The sequence below is a fragment of the Pseudomonas sp. MCal1 genome (genome assembly GCF_026341415.1).
In the GTDB taxonomy this organism is placed as follows: domain Bacteria; phylum Pseudomonadota; class Gammaproteobacteria; order Pseudomonadales; family Pseudomonadaceae; genus Aquipseudomonas.
Map to the genome: position 1 here is coordinate 268,057 of NZ_JAKUMP010000003.1, position 22,450 is coordinate 290,506.

General features: G+C 58.3%; 33 protein-coding genes. 2 read left to right on the forward strand and 31 right to left on the reverse strand.

What is annotated here, in order from left to right:
• Window positions 1–9: 9 nt before the first annotated feature.
• The 19 genes from MKZ87_RS07050 to MKZ87_RS07140 form a co-directional block, all read right to left on the reverse strand.
• Window positions 10–348 (reverse strand): phage tail protein, encoded by a 339-nt coding sequence (locus tag MKZ87_RS07050; protein WP_115077743.1) that lies wholly within the window; start codon window positions 346–348, stop codon window positions 10–12.
• On the reverse strand, window positions 348–3,590 hold the full coding sequence (locus MKZ87_RS07055) for a phage tail tape measure protein (protein WP_266200486.1): 3,243 nt from the start codon (window positions 3,588–3,590) through the stop codon (window positions 348–350). Before MKZ87_RS07055 ends, MKZ87_RS07050 begins: the two co-directional genes overlap by 1 nt.
• Window positions 3,587–3,889 (reverse strand): DUF1799 domain-containing protein, encoded by a 303-nt coding sequence (locus MKZ87_RS07060; RefSeq protein WP_416383547.1) that lies wholly within the window; start codon window positions 3,887–3,889, stop codon window positions 3,587–3,589. Before MKZ87_RS07060 ends, MKZ87_RS07055 begins: the two co-directional genes overlap by 4 nt.
• Before the next feature lie 14 nt (window positions 3,890–3,903).
• Window positions 3,904–4,284: a phage tail assembly chaperone gene (locus MKZ87_RS07065; RefSeq protein WP_266200487.1), complete on the reverse strand. Its 381-nt coding sequence runs from the start codon at window positions 4,282–4,284 to the stop codon at window positions 3,904–3,906.
• 9 nt (window positions 4,285–4,293) lie between these two features.
• Entirely contained in the window at window positions 4,294–4,950 is a 657-nt protein-coding gene (locus MKZ87_RS07070; protein ID WP_266200488.1) for a phage tail protein, read from the reverse strand.
• Window positions 4,951–5,020: 70 nt separating this feature from the next.
• Window positions 5,021–5,437 carry a phage tail terminator-like protein gene (locus MKZ87_RS07075; protein WP_266200489.1) on the reverse strand — a complete coding sequence of 139 codons (417 nt, stop codon included), beginning with the start codon at window positions 5,435–5,437 and terminating at the stop codon, window positions 5,021–5,023.
• Window positions 5,434–6,087, reverse strand: a complete 654-nt coding sequence (locus MKZ87_RS07080; RefSeq protein ID WP_266200490.1) for a hypothetical protein — start codon at window positions 6,085–6,087, stop codon at window positions 5,434–5,436. The genes MKZ87_RS07075 and MKZ87_RS07080 overlap by 4 nt, the downstream gene beginning before the upstream one ends.
• A gap of 1 nt (window position 6,088) precedes the next feature.
• Window positions 6,089–6,478 (reverse strand): hypothetical protein, encoded by a 390-nt coding sequence (locus tag MKZ87_RS07085; protein WP_234206611.1) that lies wholly within the window; start codon window positions 6,476–6,478, stop codon window positions 6,089–6,091.
• A 2-nt stretch (window positions 6,479–6,480) separates the two neighbouring features.
• On the reverse strand, window positions 6,481–6,858 hold the full coding sequence (locus MKZ87_RS07090; RefSeq protein ID WP_266200491.1) for a hypothetical protein: 378 nt from the start codon (window positions 6,856–6,858) through the stop codon (window positions 6,481–6,483).
• A 10-nt stretch (window positions 6,859–6,868) separates the two neighbouring features.
• Window positions 6,869–7,174 (reverse strand): HeH/LEM domain-containing protein, encoded by a 306-nt coding sequence (locus tag MKZ87_RS07095; protein WP_234205104.1) that lies wholly within the window; start codon window positions 7,172–7,174, stop codon window positions 6,869–6,871.
• A 53-nt stretch (window positions 7,175–7,227) separates the two neighbouring features.
• Window positions 7,228–8,205: a major capsid protein gene (locus MKZ87_RS07100; protein ID WP_103485001.1), complete on the reverse strand. Its 978-nt coding sequence runs from the start codon at window positions 8,203–8,205 to the stop codon at window positions 7,228–7,230.
• A gap of 3 nt (window positions 8,206–8,208) precedes the next feature.
• Window positions 8,209–8,982 (reverse strand): hypothetical protein, encoded by a 774-nt coding sequence (locus MKZ87_RS07105; RefSeq protein ID WP_115077733.1) that lies wholly within the window; start codon window positions 8,980–8,982, stop codon window positions 8,209–8,211.
• A 95-nt stretch (window positions 8,983–9,077) separates the two neighbouring features.
• Window positions 9,078–9,884: a hypothetical protein gene (locus tag MKZ87_RS07110; protein ID WP_162803819.1), complete on the reverse strand. Its 807-nt coding sequence runs from the start codon at window positions 9,882–9,884 to the stop codon at window positions 9,078–9,080.
• A gap of 40 nt (window positions 9,885–9,924) precedes the next feature.
• On the reverse strand, window positions 9,925–10,413 hold the full coding sequence (locus tag MKZ87_RS07115) for a DnaT-like ssDNA-binding protein (RefSeq protein WP_266200492.1): 489 nt from the start codon (window positions 10,411–10,413) through the stop codon (window positions 9,925–9,927).
• An 8-nt stretch (window positions 10,414–10,421) separates the two neighbouring features.
• On the reverse strand, window positions 10,422–11,534 hold the full coding sequence (locus tag MKZ87_RS07120; RefSeq protein ID WP_266200493.1) for a minor capsid protein: 1,113 nt from the start codon (window positions 11,532–11,534) through the stop codon (window positions 10,422–10,424).
• The gene (locus tag MKZ87_RS07125) at window positions 11,452–12,912 is read right to left on the reverse strand and encodes a DUF4055 domain-containing protein (RefSeq protein WP_266200494.1); all 1,461 of its coding nucleotides are present in this window, start codon (window positions 12,910–12,912) and stop codon (window positions 11,452–11,454) included. Before MKZ87_RS07125 ends, MKZ87_RS07120 begins: the two co-directional genes overlap by 83 nt.
• On the reverse strand, window positions 12,912–14,231 hold the full coding sequence (locus tag MKZ87_RS07130; protein WP_266200495.1) for a terminase large subunit domain-containing protein: 1,320 nt from the start codon (window positions 14,229–14,231) through the stop codon (window positions 12,912–12,914). The genes MKZ87_RS07125 and MKZ87_RS07130 overlap by 1 nt, the downstream gene beginning before the upstream one ends.
• Entirely contained in the window at window positions 14,206–14,682 is a 477-nt protein-coding gene (locus tag MKZ87_RS07135) for a DUF2280 domain-containing protein (RefSeq protein WP_266200496.1), read from the reverse strand. Before MKZ87_RS07135 ends, MKZ87_RS07130 begins: the two co-directional genes overlap by 26 nt.
• Window positions 14,683–14,712: 30 nt before the next feature.
• A complete protein-coding gene (locus tag MKZ87_RS07140; RefSeq protein WP_266200497.1) occupies window positions 14,713–15,333 on the reverse strand; it encodes a putative metallopeptidase in 621 nt (206 codons plus the stop codon).
• 140 nt (window positions 15,334–15,473) lie between these two features.
• On the opposite strand from MKZ87_RS07140, the gene MKZ87_RS07145 reads away from it, so the two are divergent.
• Entirely contained in the window at window positions 15,474–15,755 is a 282-nt protein-coding gene (locus MKZ87_RS07145) for a hypothetical protein (protein ID WP_266200498.1), read from the forward strand.
• A gap of 48 nt (window positions 15,756–15,803) precedes the next feature.
• On the opposite strand, the gene MKZ87_RS07150 is transcribed toward MKZ87_RS07145, so the two are convergent.
• Together MKZ87_RS07150 and MKZ87_RS07155 are read right to left on the reverse strand one after the other, a co-directional pair.
• Window positions 15,804–16,058 (reverse strand): hypothetical protein, encoded by a 255-nt coding sequence (locus MKZ87_RS07150; protein WP_266200499.1) that lies wholly within the window; start codon window positions 16,056–16,058, stop codon window positions 15,804–15,806.
• 235 nt (window positions 16,059–16,293) lie between these two features.
• Window positions 16,294–16,626 carry a phage holin, lambda family gene (locus tag MKZ87_RS07155; protein ID WP_266200500.1) on the reverse strand — a complete coding sequence of 111 codons (333 nt, stop codon included), beginning with the start codon at window positions 16,624–16,626 and terminating at the stop codon, window positions 16,294–16,296.
• Between the two features lie 108 nt (window positions 16,627–16,734).
• Here MKZ87_RS07155 and MKZ87_RS07160 point away from each other — a divergent pair, with 108 nt between their 5' ends.
• A complete protein-coding gene (locus MKZ87_RS07160) occupies window positions 16,735–17,031 on the forward strand; it encodes a hypothetical protein (protein ID WP_266200501.1) in 297 nt (98 codons plus the stop codon).
• Here the strand turns inward: MKZ87_RS07160 and MKZ87_RS07165 are convergent.
• From MKZ87_RS07165 to MKZ87_RS07205, 10 genes are all read right to left on the reverse strand, one after another.
• Complete coding sequence (locus MKZ87_RS07165) at window positions 17,008–17,217, reverse strand: hypothetical protein (RefSeq protein ID WP_266200502.1); 210 nt, start codon at window positions 17,215–17,217, stop codon at window positions 17,008–17,010. The two genes, MKZ87_RS07160 and MKZ87_RS07165, sit on opposite strands and share 24 nt — an antisense overlap.
• Window positions 17,218–17,334: 117 nt before the next feature.
• Window positions 17,335–18,033: a DUF1983 domain-containing protein gene (locus MKZ87_RS07170; protein WP_266200503.1), complete on the reverse strand. Its 699-nt coding sequence runs from the start codon at window positions 18,031–18,033 to the stop codon at window positions 17,335–17,337.
• A 2-nt stretch (window positions 18,034–18,035) separates the two neighbouring features.
• Window positions 18,036–18,299: a DUF2513 domain-containing protein gene (locus MKZ87_RS28980; protein ID WP_416383545.1), complete on the reverse strand. Its 264-nt coding sequence runs from the start codon at window positions 18,297–18,299 to the stop codon at window positions 18,036–18,038.
• 197 nt (window positions 18,300–18,496) lie between these two features.
• A complete protein-coding gene (locus tag MKZ87_RS07175) occupies window positions 18,497–19,168 on the reverse strand; it encodes a hypothetical protein (protein WP_266200504.1) in 672 nt (223 codons plus the stop codon).
• Window positions 19,165–19,770 (reverse strand): recombination protein NinG, encoded by a 606-nt coding sequence (locus MKZ87_RS07180; protein WP_266200505.1) that lies wholly within the window; start codon window positions 19,768–19,770, stop codon window positions 19,165–19,167. Before MKZ87_RS07180 ends, MKZ87_RS07175 begins: the two co-directional genes overlap by 4 nt.
• The gene (locus tag MKZ87_RS07185) at window positions 19,767–20,237 is read right to left on the reverse strand and encodes a hypothetical protein (RefSeq protein ID WP_266200506.1); all 471 of its coding nucleotides are present in this window, start codon (window positions 20,235–20,237) and stop codon (window positions 19,767–19,769) included. Before MKZ87_RS07185 ends, MKZ87_RS07180 begins: the two co-directional genes overlap by 4 nt.
• Complete coding sequence (locus tag MKZ87_RS07190) at window positions 20,230–20,457, reverse strand: hypothetical protein (protein WP_266200507.1); 228 nt, start codon at window positions 20,455–20,457, stop codon at window positions 20,230–20,232. The genes MKZ87_RS07185 and MKZ87_RS07190 overlap by 8 nt, the downstream gene beginning before the upstream one ends.
• A complete protein-coding gene (locus MKZ87_RS07195) occupies window positions 20,454–21,251 on the reverse strand; it encodes a hypothetical protein (protein ID WP_266200508.1) in 798 nt (265 codons plus the stop codon). Before MKZ87_RS07195 ends, MKZ87_RS07190 begins: the two co-directional genes overlap by 4 nt.
• The gene (locus tag MKZ87_RS07200) at window positions 21,238–22,164 is read right to left on the reverse strand and encodes a helix-turn-helix domain-containing protein (protein WP_266200509.1); all 927 of its coding nucleotides are present in this window, start codon (window positions 22,162–22,164) and stop codon (window positions 21,238–21,240) included. The genes MKZ87_RS07195 and MKZ87_RS07200 overlap by 14 nt, the downstream gene beginning before the upstream one ends.
• Window positions 22,161–22,448: an HNH endonuclease gene (locus MKZ87_RS07205; RefSeq protein ID WP_266200586.1), complete on the reverse strand. Its 288-nt coding sequence runs from the start codon at window positions 22,446–22,448 to the stop codon at window positions 22,161–22,163. The genes MKZ87_RS07200 and MKZ87_RS07205 overlap by 4 nt, the downstream gene beginning before the upstream one ends.
• Window positions 22,449–22,450: the final 2 nt, after the last annotated feature.

Genomic DNA, 22,450 nt, shown 5'->3' on the forward strand with positions numbered 1-22,450 from the left:
GATTGCCCCTTATGGTTGGAATGCACGCTCGAAGGTGGCGGTGAGTTTGAAGACGCCGCCGCCCATTGGTGTGGGAGCGGGATTTTTGCAGGTGAACAGGCCTAGCTCCCCGAGCGGCGTTGTCCAGAGAAACGCTTTCGCACCGGCGTGCCGGTCGAGGAACGCCATAATCTCCAGCACCTTGGCCTTCTGGCCGGCAAAGGTGATCGGGTAGGAGTCCTCTTTGTTGTTCGGCCCGTCTCCGACGTTCTGCGCGTAGCCATTGCCGAACTTCGAGGAACGCACCCGATAGTTGATATCGGGCGTTTCCCCGCGCTCGGTTGGCCAGGTGAATTTCTCGATGGCCATCAGGCCCTCCCATTTGTCAGGCGCCAGATTGATCCGCCTGGCTGCAGCGCTCTGGCAATCGCAGTTTCAGCCTCGGTTTTTGCTGCCTGTTGAATGCTCTTGCCGAGCTGGTTGGTTGTCTCTTGCGAAACACCCGCTCCGTCGCTCCCGGACGTCTGCACCGAGACCGCAACCGGAAAGTTGTACGTGTTACCCCCACCATCAGACATCGCGGCCAGTGCAGGCCCGCCACCGGTGGTCAGCGGCGTGACGCTACCGCCGTTGGCACCAGTCATCAGAAACGACCGGCCACCCTCGTTGTAGAGCTCCGGTCCCAGTTCGTTCACCTCGTACAAGGAGTTCGGTGCAACCGGGCCGCCGGTTGCTCTGTAGCCAGAGAAGTCGACACCGGTATATCCGGCCTGCGATGCACCGGCAGCCGACGAAGCAGCACCGGCAGAGCCCGCCGCCAAGCCATTGGTTGCGCCACTGCCAGTGAAATAGCTGGTTGCGGCACCGACCAAGCTGCTCAGCAACGCCGAGCTGGCTTGCCGAGTCGCGATCCGCGCCATGTCCGCCAGAATCGACTTGGTGAAGTCAGCAAACGACAGCTTCCCGGTCATGGCGAAGTTGACGACCGCGTCTTCCATCGAACTGAAGGCGTTGCCGAACAAGGTTTTCGTCTGGCCGGCAATGTTGCTGGCTGAATCCAGATAATTGGCCCAGGCCGAGGTTGCGCCTTTGGTCCAATCCCCCTGCGCCGCCTCCACGTCCGCGTAGTTCTGCCGGATCTGGTCGGTGGTCGCCTTGTTCGCGTCGGCGAGCGCCTGCGACTTACGGACGAACTCTTCCTCCGACATGTTCCGCGAGGGATCGGATTTCTGATTGGCGAGCTCCAGCGATTGCTGAGCGAACCGGTCTTGCTGGCTGTTCAGTTCGTTGTTGAGCGCGTTCTGGCGATCGCCCTGGCCGACGCCGAGAACGGCGCGCTGCCCCGCCAGCTCCAAAGCCCGCTGCTGCTGAGCCAAGGCCTGAACGTAGGTCGTGATCGATCGCTCTTGTCGATCAAGGCGGCCGGTCTCGTTCGTGGCCAGAATTTCGAGCTGGCTGTCGGCGTCCTTCTGGGCCTTGACCATCGCCGTGCGAGCATCGGCAATCTTTTGGTCCAGCTGGATGCGCTGAGCTCCCGTGGTGCTGGACTTGTTCTTCACTGCCTCCAACGCCGCAATCTCGGCCTCGTAGGCTGCCGTGATCTCATCTCGCTCATTGCCGATCAGGCCGTCACGCTTTTGCACATATTCGGCTTGGGAGATGAGACCAGCCTTCTGCGCTGCATCCAGTTGCTTCTGGGCGTTGCTGTACTCGGCCAGAATTGTCGTGAGCTGGTTTTTGGCGTCATTGAAACCGGTTACGTCGACCGTACCGGCGGAATTTGCTGGATCCTTGTTTTTCTCCTTGATGCTTTCAATCTGCTTCGCAACGTAATCATCCTTGACCAGAGGGCTATCAGGATTTGCCTTACGCAGTTCCTCTACAGTCCGCTTGTAGTCCTTTATGAGTTTGTCGCGTTTCTCGGCATTGCTGAGATTGGCGTCATTGATGGCTTTAAGCTTCAGTTCCGCCTCAATGCCTTTCTGCTGAGCTTCGGCTTGCTCCTGCTGGGCTGTTGCTCGCTGCTGATCGACGAACGATAAAAGCTGGAGATGGTAAAGCTCCTGCTTCGACGACTTCAACTTCGCCGCGGCATCGGTATCAGTGGGATCCGCATTTACCGCGCTTTGTGCATAGGCCACTTTCTGCGAAAGCTCAGTAATTCTCTGAGCCGTACTAGCCTGTCTGCCGACGTTATTGAGTGCATCAAGCGACTTCTTGGCTTCTTCGGTGATGCCTTTCCAGGCGCGCTCGACATAGCCAAGGTTATTCGTGATTTCTGTTGCGCGGGTTTTGACCGTATCTGCATAGGTATCGGTGAGCAACTTGGTTGCGCCAATCTCGTTACCCTGCTCCTTCAGGGCGACAATCTGTGAGTAAACCGATGCTGTCAGGAAATGGTACTGATCATTCAGCGTCTTCGCGGCAGCGACTGGGTCATCCGCAATCTTGACGAACTCAGCTACCGTTGCGTCAACTGATTTGCCTGTCGCCTTTTCCATCTCCAGCGCAGCTTCGGCAATTTCTGAAAAGCTGCCACTGGCGAGTTTTCCGGTTCCGGCCAGCGCTGCCAGTACATCAGCCGCTGCGCCAGTAGTGCCCACGGTAGAGCTGATTTGTCGAGCCATATCTGCAAGCTGACCTGCAGTTGTTCCTGCAAAGTTACCCGTCGAGACGATCGACTTGTTGAACTCATCTTGCTCTGCGCAGCCTTTGTAGTACGCATAAACGAGTCCCCCGATTGCGGCTGCCGCCAAAGCAATAGGGGCTGCCATAGCCAGGAATCCAACAGCACTTGCGCCAGCTCCCGCACCAAGCTGCGCAATCGCCCGCGCACCACTCCCCCAATCCCCAGACTGCAGAGCATTTGTCAGCTGCATCACGTTTTCTTGAGCCTGGCGGGTGCCTAGCTTCAGCTTGTCGAATGCAGTTTCTGTCGCGGTGAGACCGGAGCGCTCCTTTCCTATTTTTGCCAATGCTTCGTTGTAGCGAACAGCGTCATACTCACCGATCTTATGCAGCTCGTTGAGAGCCCGCTCACGAGCCTCAAGCTTGGCCAGCTTGTCCGTGACCGGATCAATGCCATTTACAGTCCGTTTCAGCGCTTCGATCCGGCGGTTTTCAGCCTCGATCAGCCGTTGCTTCTGAGCCACCTCCTTGGTTTCAGCTTTCTCGATCTTATCGAAGGATTTTCCGAGCCGATCCTGGTACGCCTCCTGCTGTTCAATCGTGACGAGACCGCCCTTCCTGGCTCGCTCCAGCAAGCCTTCAGCTTGGATCAGTTGCTCCATGCTGCTGAGGTTGCCGGACATCGCCTTGTCGAGCTGGCTGATGATCGCGATTTCACTGGCCGCGATGGCACCTGCCTTGCGGCTGGCATCAACCTGACGCTCTTTGGCGCCCGTGGCCTTGTCGATGCCCTGAGCAGCCTCGTTCTCGGCCTGGCTGATCTTCTTGCCGGTGTTGGCCAAGCCTTCGCCCGACTTGCCGAGATCATCAATCGCCTTTTCGGCATCAACTGCCGAGTCGACAAGCTTGTCGAGATCGTCAGCCGCCTTCGATGCCGACGAGGAGTTCACCTCGATACCGAGGGACGCGAAGGTGGTGCTCATTTACTGTCCCTCTGTTCTGCCATCACCCGCAGGGCTTCGGCTTCCATGACGCGGATATCTGGAAAGACGTCGGCGACCTCCGACCGGGTAAGCCCAAGGAAGCCCGCGACATGGCGAATTGACGTGTAATCGAGTCCGGTAGCGCCGCACGCGCCTGTACGCCACTGGGTGCCCATGGCCTCAAAGACCTTGAAGGCTTGCCAAACATCAGGCCAGACCTCACAGACTTCGTTGGGTATGTCACGAAGAGAAAGGCCGAAGGCCGCCAGCGATTCGGCTGACGGCCCCGGCTCGTACAGCTTGCGGGAGACGCTTAGGAGTTTCCCAGGCGTGCGTTGCTGAATGCATCGGAATAAGCGGCCAACACTGCGCCCGGAGTGGCGGCGATGGAGCTGACGAGGATGCGCAGGTTTTCGTCCGTAAACTCTTCGGCTATATCCCAGCCGGCGACGATCGCCTTCAACTGCTCAACCTGCAGATCAATCAGCAAAGTCGTGAACTGCTCAATGCCGGCCTCTTCCGCTTGTTCTTTTAGGGTCTTATGACGCTCGCCCCACTCCGCGTAGAGGCCAGCCAGTTCGGTCCGATCGCGATACTTGAACTCGAACACGACGCTGACCGGGTCGCCGCCGACTATTGGCAACATAACCATGTGCTTGAACGTTGGGTTCTGGGCGAGTGTGAACTTTGCCATGAGCCTTCCTTACGCCGAGGCGCTGTAACGGGTTGGTCGGCCGGTCAGCGCGATGCTGATCACGCGAGTCATCAGGTTGTTGCGCGACATGGTCGGGGTCGAAGTGATCGAGACGTAGCCGTTGTAGATGATGCGGCTACCGCCCGGCAGGTTCAGGCGCAGAACGCGAGCCTGCTTGTCGTCGTCCGCCGCCTCACAGACATCGACATAGGGCTGCGAAGGATCGTCCGCGACGGTAATGGTCAGCGTGATCGGGTTCTTGGTGGTCGGCATCTGGCGGTCATCATCGTCAGCCAGGAAGCCGAACGTCAGAAACTGCTGGTCGCCGCCGCTCGACCCGAGCTCGGTGATTTTCGAGATTTCAGTGAAGGTGGTCACCTCGCGCGCGGTACCGACGCCCGAACCGGCCGGATACTGCTGAATGCTCGTGGTGTTCACGCCATCGAGCGCGAAGGTGCCACTGGCAATCTCGCCGACTTGCACGGCGCGGCCGTCAAGGCGGGTCCAACCAGAACTGACGGCGATGATGTCGCCTTCGGCCAGGCCGTGCGCTGCGGCAGAAGCCACTGCCGGGTTGGCATTGGTCAGGGCAGTGAATGGGATTGCAGTGCCATAGGCGGAAGCAATTTCGAACGTTGCGCCGTTGGGCATTTGAATGCCGGCCATGGGGTTTTCCTCTCTTCAGAAATGACAAAACCCGCTCGATGGCGGGTTCTGGGTTTGCCCAATGGGCGGATTAGTTGGTGTCGGCCCGGTACGCGAACGAAACCGGAACGGTGTAGGTTGTGTCGTCGGGAATACCTGGCCCTTGGTCAGCCGGTGTCATGGTCACCACGGTCAGCGCGCCCTTCGTGTTTCGCTCGTACAGCGGAAACAGCGCGGCGATCTGGTCAGCCAACGCGCCGGCCGCGCCGCGATACTTGCCCGCAGGTGTCACGATGCTGATCTGAAACACACCGGTGAAGAGTTTGTGATCGCCGGCAAGCGTGTTGCTCACGGTATCGCCCGGCAACGTGATCGCTTTTAGGTAGGTCGCCCCGTCGACGGGCGTGTATTCCTCGTTCTCAACGGCCACCTTCAACGGTGTTGGTAGCGCCCTCGCCCAAGCGATCAACTTGGCCTCGTAGATCGAGGCAATGGTGTTGTGGCTCATACCTGGTTGTTCCTGATGGCTTCGTCGACGATCTGCTGGAACCGTGCGAGCGTGATCCGCACCATACCGCCCGGTGCCTGTTTGGAATGGCCGTACTCGAGCGGCACCGCGTATGGCAGGTTGTTCACGATGTATGCCGTTTGCCCAATGGTCAGCTGCTCAACCTGAAGCTTCAGCTTCGCCAGAGTGACATTGCCACCCGGATCGACTTGATCAAGCACTCCATCCGCAGGCGCCCCGATCAAGAACTGCCAATTTCCTCGGAACCGCCCGCCGACGTAGCCCTTGCCGGCAACCAGTCCATTCACGTTGAAGTTCTGGTCGCGCTCTGCCTTCGTCAGCGGCTTGGCGTACTTCACGCCGCGCTTGAGCTTGCCGGCCTTGGTGAAGTTGTTCTCATTGAGATTGATGAGGGTATTGCGCACAGCGACCTTGAAATCGTAGTTATCGGCGGCACGGACGTTGGTGGCACGATGCGCCACGTTCGCGGCCCAGATCTCGGGGTTACCCACCGGCGACATCCGGATAACGCTACTGCCGATCTCGATCACGATTTCGCGGAAGGTGGCGTCGAGCTCAGCCTGGGCCTGCTCGGCAAACTGGCGAATGTTCTCAGCGAAACTGCCGTTGAGGCCTGTGTATTTAGTCACGTCAGCCCCTCAACTGAACAGTCCAAGTGGCACCTGCAGGATCCTGAGCGACGTTGAGCGCGCGCTTGCCGCCAATGATGTCGCCAATTTTTGGAATGGCAGCCTCTCTTGTTGGCTCTCCCATCACGGTGATGAATAGCTCGCTTTGCAGTACCAGCAGCTTTTCGTCGGTGGTCTGGATCAAGGAGCCGTCGATTTCTTTGGCAAGGTAGTTGCCAAATACTCCACGACCGCCGTAGGTGGTGGTCACTTCGGGCGCACCGCCCAGCTCAGGGTCATACTCGCCCGCAACCTTGCGCACGCCTGTGACCGGCTTGACTGCGTCGGCAAGGCCATCAGGATCGTCGAACGCTTCAGCCATTTCAGCCTGAATCTCTTCGCGCATGCCCATGATCAGGTCCTCTTGAGCATCATTACGCCGGATCGCTTGACCCATGGATCGAGCAGCGCCAAGGCAAAATTCAAGCCCGCTGACTGATCGGTAGAGCCCGCCACGTAGGTCTTGCTTACAGACGTGCCGGACTGAGCCGACACGGTCTTGCTCTGCACTTCCTTCTGCGTGGACGTGTACAGCTTGCCCGCCGCCGCCTCTTTGGCGACCTGAGCGCCGGCTGTTTTGATCTCGGCCGGAACCGGATCTGGAACAGCCCGCTTAATCTTGGTCGTGAGCCAGGCATTGGCCATGGTCACGGCAAGGATCGGATCACCGGTGCCGGCCCAGCCAAGACCGAGCTGGGCGTCAACATCGGCAACGGTGATGAAGTCAGTCATGTGCTTGTCCTTATTCCGCAGGCACCAAGGCCTGCAGGTCTTCTTTCTTGGCGGTCGGATCGAAGGCGATGCCCTTCTCTGTCAGCCATTCTTTCAACTGGGGAACCTTCATTTTCAGAGGGTCAGTTTCCGTGACTTCCTGCTCATTGCCGTCGGATACCTTGATGCCAACCGCTTGATAGGCATCGACGATATCCGGGGCATCGCCATCGACGACCACCTCGGTAGCGGAGCCGATGACACCGAAGAATTCGCTCAGCAGCCGGTAGCACACACCGCGTTCTTTGCCCGGCGTGTCCGTGTAGATCACTTTCATAAGTCACCTCAAAAGCATCCGGCGCCATATGGGCGCCAGGTCGTATGGCCGAGTTACGGCGTAGTGGTACCGCTGATCACGGCGGCGAATGGGACCTGCTTGCGGCTGAACACGCGCTGCCAGTTGGCTGCGGCGGCGTATTGGGTCGCGGTCGGACTGGCGTTCTGGGCTTCAGAACCCTTCCAGCTGAAACCGGCAGGCTGGAGGATGTAGGTCTTCCGCTCCCACAGCACTTCCGCACCGCCGCCGTTGCCGCCACCCGGCTTACGCTCCAGCTCGACCGGCACCTTCGGGGCACCTTCGCCGTAGCCGAAAGCACCCTGGCCGAAGAACACGGACAGGTATTTGCCAGCGCCATAGACCAGACCGTCATCCATGAACACCGGTTTACCCAGGTAGGTGGCCAAAATGATCTTTCCGTCGGAGTCGCGCAGGTACTCGATCAGGTCTTGCTTGACCATCTGATTCATCACGACCGAGTGCACGCCGATCGCGCCGAACTGATCAGCAGCGTCGCCGGCGGTAAACGCGGCATCCTGAAAGGCATTGGCGTTGATAGTCGCGCCCGCGTCGATGACCATGTCACCGCCGTTATTGGCGATGTTCGAGGCGATAATGCCGCGAGCGGCACCGAGGGTGTAGCGCTGCCATTGGCGGGTCCAGTAGGTGCCGAAGCGGTTGCGGATCTGCTGTTGTGGTTCGGTGTTGGCCAGCTCCGCAGTCAAATCGGTTACGCCGTAGCCTTTGTTGAGGTACAGGACGCGGGCACGCATGCTGTCCTGCTCGACCTTACCGACTTCGCCCTGATCGTTCGGGTCATCGTTACTGATGTTCGGAGCTTCATCAGCGTTGAGGTCCTGCCAGTAGCTGATCTCCGCGGTGCCTTGGCTACCGGAAGCGATCGCATCCAGTACAGGCGAGCGAGTCACGATGCCCGACTCGTAAACAGCGGTCTTTTCCGGGCTGTTAACCGGCGCCAAGGAGGCGTAGTAGTCACCGACGAAGATGTCGGTCAGTTGGGTAGTTGCCATGGATTAGGTTCCTTTGGTGGCCTGGAGTTTTTTGAATGCTTCGGGGTTGTCACGGGCCAGCGCGGCGCGCTCTTGCTCGGTGTACTCACCCCATTTCTTCGTGGCCTTACCACCTTGATCGCCGGTCGGACCGGCACCCTGAGCCCTTGGCCACAGGTGTGTTGCTGTTTCACGCAGCGATTCCGCCCATTCGAGCGGCGACAGCGGGGTTTTGCCGTCCTTCCCGTAAACGACCTCGCCGTCACGGTCGGTGGCAATTGCCTCGCCGTCTTCACTGAGTTTGAAAGTGCCCCGTGCGCGCAAGATGATGTCCTCGGCAGCCTCTGGGAGCGCACCGGCCTTGATGGCGGCAGCGCGGATGGAGTCGGCCAGCACCTTGTCGCTGTACTTGGCAGCGAATGCTTCTGCCTTGTCGGCGCGCTCGTTGGCGGCCTTGATTTGCTTCTCGGAGTCGGTGCGCAGGCGCTCGGTACGGCGGTTGATAACCTCGTCGAGCTTGCCCTCGGCGATCAGCTTCGTTTCTTCGTCCTGACCGACCTTGGCGAGCAAGCCTTTCACCGCGTCGATGTCCAGGCCTTCAAACTGACCTTTCAGCTTGTCCAGTTCGGTTTTGATGGTCCGATTGGAGCCCAGCAATTCCTGATTCTTGGACTTGAGTCCATTTACTTCCTTGTCCAGATACTCCTGAACCTTTCCGCCAAGCGCCTCCTGGAGGGCTGCGGTCTGAGTTGCGTCGAGGGTGAGGCCAGCGGCGGCCGGGTCGAATTCAAATGGCATGGGTATCCCCTGGGGATTGGTTGGCCCGCCTGACGGGCATAAAAAAACCCCGGCATAGCCGAGGTTGGAAATACAACAAAATGCGGAGTGTGGGCTTACGTCCCTTCAACGCGGACTCTGATGTCCAAGATCACAGACTGATAAAGATTTGACTCTCCAAATGTGCCGGTAAAACCCAGCTCCTCGAAGTCTCTAATGCGTTCTTTTCTTTCGAATTCAATAAGCCTTGGATCGAAAGTGATCTCCTCAAAGATCGAATTAGGGTCGATTTTTACTTTAAAAACCGAACTCCCATTGGGCTGAGGAGCGATCACCCCCACTCGGACTTCTCTTTCATGGGAAAAACCGTCTCGCTTCAGCATCAACAAACGAATCCTGTTGGCCGGATCATCGAAGACGTGAGGCCCCGCTGTAGCAACCAAGCTGCTTAAACAACTATGCAACTCTTCGGTCGACAAATAGAGCACATCCCCTATAAACGGAGAGGCGTCTGTTCCGTTGGTGCCATCCAAAACTGCCCTAATCAGTTTCCTTGGAGTGGTTCTGACTTTTACGCCCTCTTCTCCAGGGCAAGTGTTCCGCCCATGATGAGGGTGTTTCACGACCCTCGAATACGCTCGCAAAAGCGTGTCTGATTCCGCTGTAGAAGACCAGCTTTGAGCAAAAATAGGAGTAAGCCCACCACCAAGGATTACCTGCCGACGAGCTATATCACCGTCCATTACGGTCACAGCAATTTTGCGTTCAATAATCTCGTAAGGATCCTCCCAAAAATGGGGAGGCACCAAAGTCAATTCCTTCAATCGAAGAGCTTCCGCGAGCGCCCATTGGGGAAAAATTCGATAAATCGGCTTATCCAGATCATCGATATCAAGCAGTTTTTCTATTTCTGACTCTTCCAAACGAGACCCCCTTCTTTCGAGAAAGGCGCACATTCAACACTCACTCGGATACAAGCCGCAACCCGCGCATCACTAGATAATCGGCAAATTGCGTCCTACTCGATGCATATGGCGGCGGGCGCGTGCGAAAGCCCGGCGTATCGCGATTGAGCCGAGTTCGTCGCCCGTTTGGCTCCGTGCAATGCGTTGGCTCTTCGATCTGAAATCCCTGCTCGGCAGCGTACAGCTCAACTGCCAGCCGTACCTGGCCCCATTCAAGTTCAAAGGGCACGAACGTCTCGGAAAGCGTCTGGTATTCGATCTTGCAGTCGCGCCGCGGCCAGGCCATAGCCTGATCGGGATTGGCCTTGCCGCCCTTCCATTGAAGAGCGTTGATGTCGGCTGCGGCGCGCAGCAGCAGTTCGACCTGATCGGCCTCGGCTTCAGGAATCCGGAACCCGTAGTAGTCGCGGTAGAAGGTCAGCTTCTCCAGCGGCACGAAGCTATTCGCGTCTGGCCTGCCCTTCCCGTCCTCAACGATGATCTGCATGCGTGATCTCAGATTGGTTGAGCGCCGAGTGTAACGCCTGCTCGGGCGAACATGTCAGGCTCAATGTCTTTCAGTTGCACTAGCGTCAGCGGCTTGAACGATTTATCGAGCTGCAGCTTGGAGAACTTCTCCGGCGTCAGCCCACCATCGCGGAACAGCTTGCCCCGGACCGGGCCAAGCGCATGATCCTGAAAGCTCGCCGGCTGCGTTGCCAGCCACTCGTAATAGTTCAGGCTGGCATCGACCTGCGCCCCGCCACTCTCGCCCACCGAGGCGCGCGTGGCGTCCTTGGCAAACGCCTCCGAAAGCCTGGTGGTCGGCACCGTAGTCGACCGGCAGTTGATGTGCGCCGGCGGCAACGGCCCTTTACCCAAGTCGAAGCGCATGCCGTCCAGGCCCTTGCACTGCTGCGAGGTCTTGCGGTCGAGCGTCGACACCCAGCGGTAGCCCAGAACCACGTCACTGTTGGCCTTCAGCGTCTCCATTCGCGCCGTCGTGGCCACGTGCTGGATAGCCGTCTGCACCACGGACGCAGCGTTGCGATTGCTCACCGCCAAGACGCCGTCCGTGAAGTTCTGAGCTGCGGTGCCGCGAATGGCCTGGATGATTTGGGCGTTGGTCTGGCCTTGGCCGAAGCCGAGGCGGATGGTGTTCGTGATCCGCATCGTCTCCGTGCGCGTCCAGCCACTGACGAAACTCTTCAGCAACTTGCCGCCGTCGATGCCCTTCACTTGCAGCGGATAGGAGAACACCGCTGCCCGGATCACGGCGTTGGTCGGCACGACCGCGTCAATCGACAGCGCGTTGCTTAGGCTTTTGGCTTCAAAGGTCGACTCATACAGCGCGATATCGACCAGATCGGCCTGCACCAGATCGCCATAGGCCGTGTAGATCTCCAGCAGCTTGCTGTCTACCCGGGCCAGGAACTGCTCAAGGCGAACCCGGCTGTAGGTGGTCAGCTCCTTACGGGTCAACTGCTCGCGCACCAGCTTGTCGATCTGGCGCAGGTACTTCTCGAACTTCTTGACCTCGCCGGCCTTAAGTCGCTCCAGCATTACCGAGTGACGGGTCGTCTGCTCCAGCAGTTGGCTGTCCGTCTGCGCCTGGCTTGTCGTTGGCATCTTCTTTGTCCAGGTTGATGCCGGCGGACTCGCGCTCATCGCTGATCAGGTCGGCTTCATCTTCATATGCGCGGTCCGGCAGCTTGCCGGTGGTGAGGTACTGCCAGTAGGTGTCGGCGCTGATCGTTCCGGCCATCACACCTTTCAGCAGCTCGGCGAGCACCTGGGCGTCGACCACCGGGGTGACGAACTCAGGGCTTACCTTGAACTTGACCTGCTTGGGGTCGTAGCCCTTCCACTCGGCGGCATATCGCAGTCCCTGCTCCACCGCCTCTGCCACCGTAATAACAATGCTGTGCAGCGTGGCGTGCTGATCGTTCTGGCGTGTCTTACGTGCCTCACCTGACTCGGTGCCGCCGATATCCATGACCTTGGCACCCGCTTCAAGCGCGGCGTTCTTCTGGGCATCCATGGCCTTGCGAACAGCCTCGACGCCGGCACCCTGGAATTCCAGATAGCCACACTGTCCGTTCGGACCAAGATCCCATGCCGCCGATGGCCCCGTGACGCTAAGCTCTACGGAGTCATCGAGACCGGACACCCAAGGCTGCGGATGGCTGGTTTGGTGCAGTGCAGTGAAGTAGTCAGCGCTCAGCTGGTACGACTTCAAAGCGGCCCGCGCCATGGTCAACAGTGGCACCTCGTCGACGTCTGGCGAGTTGTCGGTAGAGCCGCAGTAAATCACCGGCAGGTATGTCAGCCCCTTCACCAGACGGTTGTCGGTACCGGTGGTTCCGAGAGGCTTCTCTTCCTCGACGAGCTCACCACCCTCGTTACGCACTGCGGTGTAACAGGTATCGCCTTGCATGAAGAACTCACGAAAAACCGTGTCGCAGTCGTGGCTGTAACGATCGCCGCCCTTCTTTCGAAACTCGCGGAACACTGAGAGGACCAGATCCTGCCGGCCGCCCTGATCAGCGGTGTCCCAGTTGATGGCGTTGCGCGTGGCATACGTCGAGAAATACGGCTCGCCTCGCTCGTCGATGTTCACCACCAGCGGCACCCGACCGTGCGAGATCGCCTGGCGCACCATACGGAAGAACAGCTGCTTCAGGCCGAAGCCGTCCACCGTAGCGTTGTCCTCCAGCCCTTTCAAACCGGTAGGCAGTTCAATCTCCGGGATCAACCGAGACACCAGGCCCATCATCGAGCGAAGCGAGTCACGCACCCAGTGTTCGTACTGAGCGCGTGCCGTGTAGTTCGCGTAAAGGTACTTGTTGCCGGCGGCGTCGAGTTTCTCAGCTTCGACCATGCCGCTCGGTTTGGGCAGGTTGCGCTCGTTGCGCTTGACGGCGCACTCACCCTCAAGGGCGTCGTCCATCATCTCCCACTCGGCAATGTGCGCGTCGTAGTCTGGGTTTGTCGATTGCACTGGCATCAGGCCAAGCCTCCAATTCGGCGTGTTCCGCCTGTGCGTGTTTTGATCGGGTACCGCTTGGCAATGAAATAACCGGGCGCATCCACCAAGTGGTCATATCCGGCCTTCTTGTCAGGCTCGCCCTTATCCGTGTAGATCTGTCGTTCCAGGCACTGCGTGTATTTCGGACACTGGTCGACGTTGACCAGGTACCGGTGCTCGCCGTACGTGTTGGCGAACATCGCGCACATGGCGTTGACCCGGTCTTTCACTGCCGGGTTGGTCGAGTCCACCACCACGGTGAAGCCGGCCTTCCTGAGCAGCGACAGATCCGATTCGCTCGCACTTTTGCTGCTGGTGTTCTGGCCGCTGGCGTCTGGGTAGATCGCAATGCTGTGGTCGGGGAAGCGCAGCTTGATCTTCTCGATCATCTCGGGCGTGTCCCGCACATCTGAGAATTCGCTGAGCGCCAGTGGCAAGTCATCGCGAATCACGTGCACGACGGCCGCCATCTTCATGACGTTGAAGTCCATGCCGATGTGCAAGGCCTCGCCGCGCTTGATGGTTTCGCTGGTCCGATTCGCCTCACGATTGAACGTGTAATAGACGACACCCGCGTAGTTCTCGAAGCTGGCCTCGTATTCCTGTCGAAAGGTTCGAGGGTCCATCTTGCGACGGGCTGCTTCAAGCTCTTCAGCTGGGACGTTACCGCCATCGAGCGAGGTGTATAGCCAGCTCTTGTGATCAGGCTCATGACCTGGACGACCATCTTGGAACGTGTCGTAGCAGTGGTTGAAACCTTTGGGCGTACCAATTCGCAGCGCATGGCCACCCTTCCGGGCTCCTACTCCAGGAATCGTGTACTGACAGGTCGAAAGCATCGGCCGCAGGACTTCTTCCCAAGCCTCCCATGGGCAGTCCGCCCACTCATCCACTAGGACGAAGAACAGTCCAGAGCCGCGCAGGTTGTCGTAGTTGTCGAGGCCAACAACGCGCATGACGTGGCCGGACTTGAGCGTGATCGAGCACTCAGTCTCGTTCGGGCGGTGTGCGCGCCATGCTTCGGGGATCGCCTGTTTCAAGCGACGCCAGAAAACGCGCTTTGCTTGTTTGAACGTGGGTGCGCCATACCAGATCTCATCCTCAACGCTAACTCCCCACTCAGCAGCAAGTCGCGCGGCCCGCCGCATCTCGGCCTTGCCCAGGAACGTTTTGCCGAACCGTCGACCACACACCGCATCGCGGAAGCGCGCCTCTGGCTGAAAGCCCCAGCAGTAAATGTTCGCCTGTTTCGGCGTCAGCTTTACGGGCGGGTCATAGGTACGGGGTAGCGGGGACATTCTCATCAGGCTCCAGGGTGTACTCAGCAACGGCGTGCTGCTGGTCCGCTTGAGAGCCCAGAGGTTTTTCAGGTTCGAGGCGACGATTCACGTAAACGTCTCCGACTTCCTTCGCGGCCTGCTCGAGGATCTGCATGGCCAGACCGATGTTCTTCATCGACTCGGCCTTCTCCACGAACCGGTTCATGGCGCGCAGGCGATAAGCTCGGTTGGCGATCGGGATCTCGGCGGTCTCCTCCCGGAAGCGGGCGCGCGTGTCTTCAAACAGCGTTTTCCACTTCTGGTTCAGGCTCCGCCCGACGTATTTGGTGGGGTCGTATGCCTCGCACTGCTGGCGGGTGACATCGATCCCGAAGGTTTCTTTGACCGAAGCCACCACTTGAGATGGCGTGTCAAAGCAGGCCAGCGCCTGTACAACAAAGGCTTTCACCTCGTCTCTGAGTGCGGCCATAGATGGGCATCCGTCAAAGTGCTGTCAAAGTCAGGCCGACTTGAGCAGACAGGTTCCGCAGGCCCTCGATATGTTCAATTTCCCTACCTCAGCAGGATTGTTTGCAGCGTCCACCAGCTCTTGAACCGCCGGGCTCGCACCGTAGCGGCGGACAACACCGACGAACTCTTCAACGTCGTGTCCGCGCATCTCAAGCTTGGGTAAGCCGTCTTGGGTGAACTTGGGTGCGCCGTACTGATCCTTCGCATGGGCGATGTGGTAAAGCTCATGCTCGACCAGTGCGCAGAAGTCAGCGTCGGAGCAGTCAGCACAGTAATCGGCAGCCAAGGTGATGATGTAGGCCGGCACATCGCCGAACCAATCACGCATCTGCTGTTCCATTCGGGCCTTCTGCCAACCGCCGGCGCGGAACGCTACCTGCTCGGCCTGACCCACGACTGTGCGCCCCTTCTTCGCGAAGGCAGCAGACGCCCACATCACACGAATGTCCGCATCGATCAGATGGGCATGCTCCTCGTTGTGGATGCTGCCTGTTTCGGCAAGGATCTCGGATTGGAGCCAATCCCAGACCTCAGGTGCAGGGATCAGGCGAATGCCGAGTTCGGACAGCTCTGACAATTGCAGAAGTGAGGATGGTGGGCTTGGACGCATCCGCCATATCTCCCTCAGCGCAGCGATAAATTGAATAGATTCGTTGAATATGAAATGATGGCTAGTTGCCTGCACGCAGTAATGACACGTTGGTGCAGATGCTCTGCTCCCAGGTCACTCCCAATTAAAAGGAAATTCCAATGGGCTTCGCCATCTTTGTTAAAGAACACATGTACCTCACGGTATTTTTCTCCTCTGCTTTCCAAGTAATAGGCACCCTCATTCTTGGGCTATTTTCTTTCTGTGGGCTCAAAATCGAGACAAGTGACAAAGTTTTCGAAAAGGGCAAAGGGATCACTCATGTTTCCGTGGATACCAAGTGGCTCAACTGGGCGCGATTTGGACTACTCTTGTTGATCGTCGGTATTTTCTTAGGAGGAATGGCTAGCCTAGCCGGAATAGCGAGCCCAACTGCTGGCTAAACTGCTGAGAAGAAAGCTCCATCCGTGCCGCAGTCACCTGCGGCATACCTACCCTTCCCCGCCATCAAGCAGCACATCAATCAGCTTCTGCTCACCCAGACGCATCGCACCCAGGCATTGCAGGTCGTCGCACTTTGGACCGAGGCCGAAAACCGTCACTTCGCCTTTCGGCCCCATGAGTGTCAGCGCCCCTACCGTGCATTCCGGATGCACACCGGCATCGAGGTCATCCGCAATCTTGCGCAGCGTTTTGGCGGCATCACGCCAGCCTTCACGCTTGAGCTCAACGAGCTTTGCGGTCATGCAGCACCCTCTGGAACCACTCTTCAATAATCCGGCGCGGAACCGGCTCGGTCAGGATGGTCGATGGCTTGTCGCCGGCGATCACTGAGCCACCAGGTCAAAAGGCAGCACGTGGACACCGTCATCAGCAGTAATCGTCAGGTGTGGTCGCTGATCCGCGATGTCGTGGATTTCTGCGGTCATGCTCACTCCAGTGTCGCGACACAATTTGCTGATTGGCGAAACGTGTCGCGACTTACTCGGCCTTGCGGGTCGGTAGCTTGAAGTCGGTCACCCGGTCAGCGATGTTCCGGATCTTCTCCACCCCCAGGAAGCCAACCCAGCCGCCGGCGAAGGTGGCCATGCTCTGGGGCAGGCCGAAGAAGTCCAGGCCGCTAATGATGGTCAGTGTGAGCCCGCCGCAAATGGCGCCCTCCACCAGCATCTGACGACGTGTTCCGCCACCGTAAGTGATCCTCAAGACGGCCATGGCGCAGGACAGCGCAGCCGCACAGAGGATTGGCGAATGCTGGCTCAACCACGCAAGCGCTATCGCCCATGTGTCTGGTTTGTCTGGCATGTTTGGCATCTCGGTTCCTCCCCGTCAGGGAGTCAGTAATAAAAAAGCCCGCTCGGTGGCGGGCATATGGCTCCGTGCTATCGTCAAAGCCCCTACAGCAAAACGATGGACGGAACCATGGGACACTTTGTAATCACGTTTCGCATCAAAAGTGATGAGACCTATCAGGATCGATATGAATCTTTTACAAAAAAAGTGAGAGAGATTTCGGAAAAATTCTGGGAAGAAACCTCCTCCTTCTACGCGATCAAATCCACGGGCACGGCGCAAAGCGTATGCGATCAGTTGTACTTCGAAACCGATTTCACAGAGTCGAAAGACCAGATGCTTGTTATCGATTTAGAGAGGAATGAAAAAGCACTGCGAGGCCCCGATATGTACCCGAACACTTTAGGTGCTTGCTTGGGGTTCTAACCCCAGGTCCGCCTCAAGCTTTGCCAGTCTGTCTTCGCAAGCATTCAGACTGGCCTCATTTCGGCTGACCCACTCAGCGGTCTGAGCAACACGAGCAACAGCCTCAGCATGCAGCTTGGTCACCTCTCCCAGCTTCATTTCTTGCGCAATGACCGACTCAACGGCCTGGCGATATTCGCTCTTCATACACAACTCCAGAACGTTCGGATTTGAATCAGCTCCAACTGCACTCCCAGCTCGGAACAATGGGTGTGGGGAGCCGAAAACGGTAAGGCCCGATGGCGAACCATTTAATTTGGTGGATCAGTCCGCAGACTGTTTTATCTTGATCGTGCCGTCGGAGAGGAACTCGATGTTGGCAGGTTTGACTATGATGTCTGGCCTCCGAACAAGATCCGAGCCGACGCCGATACCAGCAGCAACGTACTGCCCCTGGGCGTTGAGCTGCATCTTGACCGACCAAATATCCGCGCTCTTGCAATGCTCAGGCTCTAGTGCGGCGAGATTGCCGATACGGATGCGAAGCACCCCGTCGTGACTGAAGGTTGTCACACCGCCATCGCTCTTGATCTGAATCCCAGCGCCCTTGGCCTTCTGGAGGCGATCCGCCAATTCATCTTCTGTTTCAAGGCGCCAGTAGCTGAGGAATAGGCGCGGGCTGAACGAGTCATCGCCGTAACTTGCATCGAAATCCTCAAACTCTGCAGCGTGCCGGTATTCCTCGGGCACTTTTTGCAGCTCGGCCTGCATGAACTGGAGCAGTTTGGCGGCATTCTTGGGCAAGTCGTACTTGCCATAGCTGGCGACCTCTACCGAAACCATCTGGCGCTCAGGCGTCTTGCTCACACTGCCGATGGTGCATGAGTTGATTTCGAATTCGCCCTTCAACGGGTCAAGTTTCCAGCCGGAGACACCCGGCACAGAGTCGTGGTTTTGCAGCGAATGCTCCAGAAACGAAAAAGCCCAGCGCGATGGCTGGGCTTTGCGGAGAATAAAGATCAACTCTATCTAAGGTTATCTAGAAGATCGTGACCAGACCAAGTCAAGCCGCTATAGATCGGTCGTTCCTTATCAAAATTCCTCTTCACGTAGCCGCTTTCGGACAACAGATCCAAATGAAACCTGACCGATGTCGACTCCTCACTACGAACGTATTGTCCGTCTTTCATGAGATGCGGAAAAATCTGCCCAAAAGAAAGAGAAGAACCATATGTGATGCTCTCGCACGCCTCAAGAACGATGCGCAAAACTGCACGATCTCTTTTCATTAGTCCTACCTAACTCAAATGGCTTATCCAAACTCAGAAAGCTATCGAGCAAGGAGGGAAAAGTAAATATCAAAAACAAGAAAGCCCGACTCTAAAGGCCGGGCTTTTTGCTTCACTCCTACACACGCAGAAATGACAGGATGGAGAAATAATCGGACATACGGACATCAATTGCAAGCCCTTTTGAGGGACTCTTTTCAGGCCGCTTCGCTGGTCAGCACCTCAGCCTCTTCCAGAAGCGATTGAGCCTCCACCAAAGCCTCGTCAACCAGCTTCTCCAGCGCCCCTTTGATCGCCTGGTTCCAGCGGCGGTAAGTGCGTTCGGTCAGGCCCTGATTGTCCCAGGTGTTCATGTCGTAGTTCGAGTCGGCGAGGACGATCATGTCGCTCGATCGCGTCTCCGCTTTCTGCTGTGAGTGCTGGTTTGCCCTGGCCACGGCCAACTGCGCCGCGTCATTGCGCCAGCCCCACTTCTCCTCGTCGTCACGGCGCTCAGGCACAGGAGCCTTCACAGCCTCTCGCCGCACACCCTTCACCTGCGGAATTGCCCACACAGTCACGGCCTTCTGCGTGAACAGCATCGGCGCAGGGCTGACCAGCACCGAGATCAGCCGGCCGATTGACTCGACCTTGCGCCCCTTATGAGTGCTGTACTTCGCGGTAAGCGCGTTCCAGTGTCGCGGCGAGAGCTGGGCGTGCAGCACCTTGTGAACCATGCAGTCGATCAGCAGCGCGGCATCCTTGCCGGTGATCTCGCCCTTGAGCTTGCTGGTCTGCACCTTGGGCTCGAAGTCGCAGCCGCCAGCGCTGTTGATGGTCTCGGCCGCCAAAGCACGAACGACCGCCGAAATTACGTTGTGGTAGATCATGCTGCCTGCCCCTTCTTCAGTTCGCGGGTCTTGGCCCGGTACTCAGCCTTGATGGTTTTGATTTCTTCCACGGTGTACTTGCGGGACTCATGAGGCCCTTCGAGCCAAGCAACAGTTTCGGCGCCGATGCGCAGCACCAGCCGGATCCGGTACTCGACCGCGTTACCGGAAAGGTTTCGATTGCACTTCACGCACTGGCGGTGGATGTTCAGCGGCTCAAAGCGCAGTTCCGGGCAGGCGCCGACGGATCGATAGTGCCCTGCGTCCCAGCGGCTGCCGGTCATGAGGCCGTTGTCATTCGGCATCGAGTCGCAGCTGATGCACGGCAGGTGCGCGTCACGCAGGCGGACGTATTCGTTCACGGCGGCCTGGGCCTCGCGCAGGTGATCTGCCCTGCTCTTCAGCTTCTCCTTTCGGACCTTGATCTCGCGGCGGTCGCGCTGGGCGATGGCTTTGCGGGCCTTGTCGTGATTCTTCGGCGCATCGATCAGTGCGCATGCCGGGCTGCATACCGCCTGCCCCATCCGCGATGGGACGAATGAGGCCCTGCAAGTAGCAACGCGGCATTTCTTCAGTTTGGGCTGCTTCCTTTCAAGTGTCATGCGGCCTCCTGGCTCAGCAGGTCATCGAAATACACTCCCTCTGGAGCGAAGCGCGCGACGATGCGGTCGGTGTACGCCACGCCCTGGGCGCGATTGAACAGGCTGGTCACCGGGAAACCGTCCGGTCCGAATAGATGGCAACCGCCCATCATGGCCAGCTTCGTCTCGTACGGAAGGTGACGCATCACCCGGTACCACTCGGCCTGAAACCCGGTATCCTCGTTCAGCAGGATCTGCACACCGACGTGCAGCTTGCAGTAACGACGGGCGTCGGCTTCATCGCCGATCTGGGTCATCTCGGCGATGCGCTTGTACATCGCGAACCACAACCGGTTCTGGTCGAGTGTGCGGTCCTTGCCCGGGCGCAGCGACACCACGACGAACTTCTTGTCGCGGTACATGGTGCTCAGTTTGGTGATGGCCTCGGAGAGCCGCGCTTGGCAGTTCACGGAGATTCTGTCAGCCATGGGCGGCCACCTTGTTGGGCAACCCTTCGATCAACACACCGAGTTGCTGTGTAAGTCGTTCGTTCTCGGCCAACAACTCCAGTGCCACCTCCTCCACGGTCTTCTCGCCAAGGAAGTCCTGAAGAGCCTCAGTATTACGCTTCCAGTTCGCGCAATCTGCGCGGTATGACGCGGCTTCAGCCCAGAGCAATTTCTGGAGTGTTTGTTTATCGATGTTCATTGAGCCGCGCTCCTTGCTTTCAATTGTTCGGCCTGCTGAATAAGCCGCGCCCGGCGATCCGCCAGTTCATTGGCTGCCAGAATTCGCAGTTCTGTTTTTTCCGCGGCCGAGGCTTTTCGCATGGCGAGCATCGAGTCCTTCACGGCTGCGAGTTTTTCCCGAAGCTTCGAAGATGGACGCGCGACTTCGCCGGTGAGCAGAGCCACAACCGCCCGCCCGTCTTCAGTGACCGGCGCGACACTCAAGTCGGCCAGGTACTGCTGGGCGCGCTCCTGCGGTATCCGCTGCATCTGCACAGCCTTGGTGATCGCCTGCGTGCGGCGGTTGGCGTCGAAGCCGACAGAGACATGCCAGTTCACATTCTTGTTGTCTTCTCGGGCCTGCCCCACCAGCCGCTCGTAAGCGCTGATGAACGCCATCCGGGCGCCTACCTTGTCGCCGGCGTCGAGGACAGGTTTTGCAGCAGCCAGCGCGAGCTGGATTTCGTCGGTCAGCACCACGGTTTCGAACTCGTCGTTCGTGGTCATGGCGATCGCCCAAGCTTCGTCCTTGCCGGGACGACCGTCGGCGGCCTGCACCCGTTGGAGAATGTCGGCCATGGCCAGCTTGCCCTTCACCTCGAAGCGGCAGGCCTTCAGGGCAGCCTTCACAGTGGGCACCGAGTAAGCGCAGAGGTCTTCAGCCATCATTGCCGCAGTACCTGGGTTCATTTCCTGACCCATGGCCTCGGCGGTGGCGCAGATCGCTGCGGCCAGTCCGGCAACCTGCTGATCATTCATTTCAAAGGTACTCATTGCGCTCTCCCCCTTGGCGTTTGGCCAAGACCATTTGCGCGGCCTGCTCGGCGGCGGAGACGTTTGCCTCGGTTCGCTCCATCTGGCGGGCGGTGGTCCCGTTGATGCGCTGACCAGTGACCCACTGGGTGTGGTAGCTCTCAGCGTTGGCCAACAGCTCGTTGAGGCTGTGGCACTTGCGCAGGACGCCAGCGTCGCTGGTCTTCAGGTAGTGAGCCGCGACGTGGTGGGCAACATCGGCACCGAGCCGGTCGACCAGTTGGCCGAGCTGTCCGCCGACCTTGGCGTTCCAGACGGGCCAAGTGCTGTAGCGTTTGCGGTAGGCCATGGCGTAGTTCGCCCAGACCTTGAAGGTTTTGCAGGACTGATCTTTGGGGCCCGGCATGTCAGCAGGAATCTCAACCCGTGGAGCGTCGGCGCGATCAACCACCAGCACTAGGTTGCGAGACTGAGCCGGCACAACCTCGGCGGAAGCCGGGGGTTCAATTGGTTCAATGACCGGTTCATTGACTGGTTCAGAAGAGTGACTGGTTCTGGGTGCAGCTCCTGCACTACCCCCTAGTGCAGGAGATTCACTAGGGGGTGAACCAGCTGCACTACCCTGGTGAATCTGCTGCACTACCCCTGGTGCAGGAGGTGCACCACCATCAAGAGTCAGGAAGTAAACATTCGACGAATTGCCCTTCGGCCCACCCTTCCTGATTTCCTTGCGCAGCAGCCCTGACTCACACAACGCGGTGATGTGGTTCATAACGGAACGCTTGCTGATCTCGCACTGATCGGCAATGTGTTGATAGGACGGCCAGCATTCCCCCATATCACTGGCATTGTCTGCGAGCTTGATGAGGACCAGCTTACGCAGTGGGTTACCGACGCGAAGCTTCATAGCGGCGACCATAAGGCCCATGCTCATGCGGCACCTCCGGTGATACCGCGAAAATCGATGGTCTGCACACCCTTCCAGCTATTGCAGGACATGCACAGTGTTTGAAGATTTTCCATGGATGCTTCGCCACCCAGGCTCTCTGGAATGACATGGTCAGCTCTCAAGCGGAGTCGCACCGAACAGCCACAGCGCAGGCAGACATGCCCATCTCGAGCAAAAACGAGAGTTCGCAATTCTGAAGGGATGGGCTTTTTCTTCGTTCGACGGCGAGGTGGCTGCACCGGAGGCTGGTATGCACTGAAGTGCCCCATGC

Coding starts and splice junctions, on each gene's coding strand:
- MKZ87_RS07050 (WP_115077743.1), bottom strand. CDS start 348: ATGGCCATCGAGAAATTCACCTGGCCAACCGAGCGCGGGGAAACGCCC.
- MKZ87_RS07055 (WP_266200486.1), bottom strand. CDS start 3,590: ATGAGCACCACCTTCGCGTCCCTCGGTATCGAGGTGAACTCCTCGTCG.
- MKZ87_RS07065 (WP_266200487.1), bottom strand. CDS start 4,284: ATGGCAAAGTTCACACTCGCCCAGAACCCAACGTTCAAGCACATGGTT.
- MKZ87_RS07070 (WP_266200488.1), bottom strand. CDS start 4,950: ATGGCCGGCATTCAAATGCCCAACGGCGCAACGTTCGAAATTGCTTCC.
- MKZ87_RS07075 (WP_266200489.1), bottom strand. CDS start 5,437: ATGAGCCACAACACCATTGCCTCGATCTACGAGGCCAAGTTGATCGCT.
- MKZ87_RS07085 (WP_234206611.1), bottom strand. CDS start 6,478: ATGGGCATGCGCGAAGAGATTCAGGCTGAAATGGCTGAAGCGTTCGAC.
- MKZ87_RS07090 (WP_266200491.1), bottom strand. CDS start 6,858: ATGACTGACTTCATCACCGTTGCCGATGTTGACGCCCAGCTCGGTCTT.
- MKZ87_RS07095 (WP_234205104.1), bottom strand. CDS start 7,174: ATGAAAGTGATCTACACGGACACGCCGGGCAAAGAACGCGGTGTGTGC.
- MKZ87_RS07100 (WP_103485001.1), bottom strand. CDS start 8,205: ATGGCAACTACCCAACTGACCGACATCTTCGTCGGTGACTACTACGCC.
- MKZ87_RS07105 (WP_115077733.1), bottom strand. CDS start 8,982: ATGCCATTTGAATTCGACCCGGCCGCCGCTGGCCTCACCCTCGACGCA.
- MKZ87_RS07115 (WP_266200492.1), bottom strand. CDS start 10,413: ATGCAGATCATCGTTGAGGACGGGAAGGGCAGGCCAGACGCGAATAGC.
- MKZ87_RS07120 (WP_266200493.1), bottom strand. CDS start 11,534: ATGCCAACGACAAGCCAGGCGCAGACGGACAGCCAACTGCTGGAGCAG.
- MKZ87_RS07125 (WP_266200494.1), bottom strand. CDS start 12,912: ATGCCAGTGCAATCGACAAACCCAGACTACGACGCGCACATTGCCGAG.
- MKZ87_RS07130 (WP_266200495.1), bottom strand. CDS start 14,231: ATGTCCCCGCTACCCCGTACCTATGACCCGCCCGTAAAGCTGACGCCG.
- MKZ87_RS07135 (WP_266200496.1), bottom strand. CDS start 14,682: ATGGCCGCACTCAGAGACGAGGTGAAAGCCTTTGTTGTACAGGCGCTG.
- MKZ87_RS07140 (WP_266200497.1), bottom strand. CDS start 15,333: ATGCGTCCAAGCCCACCATCCTCACTTCTGCAATTGTCAGAGCTGTCC.
- MKZ87_RS07145 (WP_266200498.1), top strand. CDS start 15,474: ATGGGCTTCGCCATCTTTGTTAAAGAACACATGTACCTCACGGTATTT.
- MKZ87_RS07150 (WP_266200499.1), bottom strand. CDS start 16,058: ATGACCGCAAAGCTCGTTGAGCTCAAGCGTGAAGGCTGGCGTGATGCC.
- MKZ87_RS07155 (WP_266200500.1), bottom strand. CDS start 16,626: ATGCCAAACATGCCAGACAAACCAGACACATGGGCGATAGCGCTTGCG.
- MKZ87_RS07160 (WP_266200501.1), top strand. CDS start 16,735: ATGGGACACTTTGTAATCACGTTTCGCATCAAAAGTGATGAGACCTAT.
- MKZ87_RS07165 (WP_266200502.1), bottom strand. CDS start 17,217: ATGAAGAGCGAATATCGCCAGGCCGTTGAGTCGGTCATTGCGCAAGAA.
- MKZ87_RS28980 (WP_416383545.1), bottom strand. CDS start 18,299: ATGAAAAGAGATCGTGCAGTTTTGCGCATCGTTCTTGAGGCGTGCGAG.
- MKZ87_RS07175 (WP_266200504.1), bottom strand. CDS start 19,168: ATGATCTACCACAACGTAATTTCGGCGGTCGTTCGTGCTTTGGCGGCC.
- MKZ87_RS07180 (WP_266200505.1), bottom strand. CDS start 19,770: ATGACACTTGAAAGGAAGCAGCCCAAACTGAAGAAATGCCGCGTTGCT.
- MKZ87_RS07185 (WP_266200506.1), bottom strand. CDS start 20,237: ATGGCTGACAGAATCTCCGTGAACTGCCAAGCGCGGCTCTCCGAGGCC.
- MKZ87_RS07190 (WP_266200507.1), bottom strand. CDS start 20,457: ATGAACATCGATAAACAAACACTCCAGAAATTGCTCTGGGCTGAAGCC.
- MKZ87_RS07195 (WP_266200508.1), bottom strand. CDS start 21,251: ATGAGTACCTTTGAAATGAATGATCAGCAGGTTGCCGGACTGGCCGCA.
- MKZ87_RS07200 (WP_266200509.1), bottom strand. CDS start 22,164: ATGAGCATGGGCCTTATGGTCGCCGCTATGAAGCTTCGCGTCGGTAAC.
- MKZ87_RS07205 (WP_266200586.1), bottom strand. CDS start 22,448: ATGGGGCACTTCAGTGCATACCAGCCTCCGGTGCAGCCACCTCGCCGT.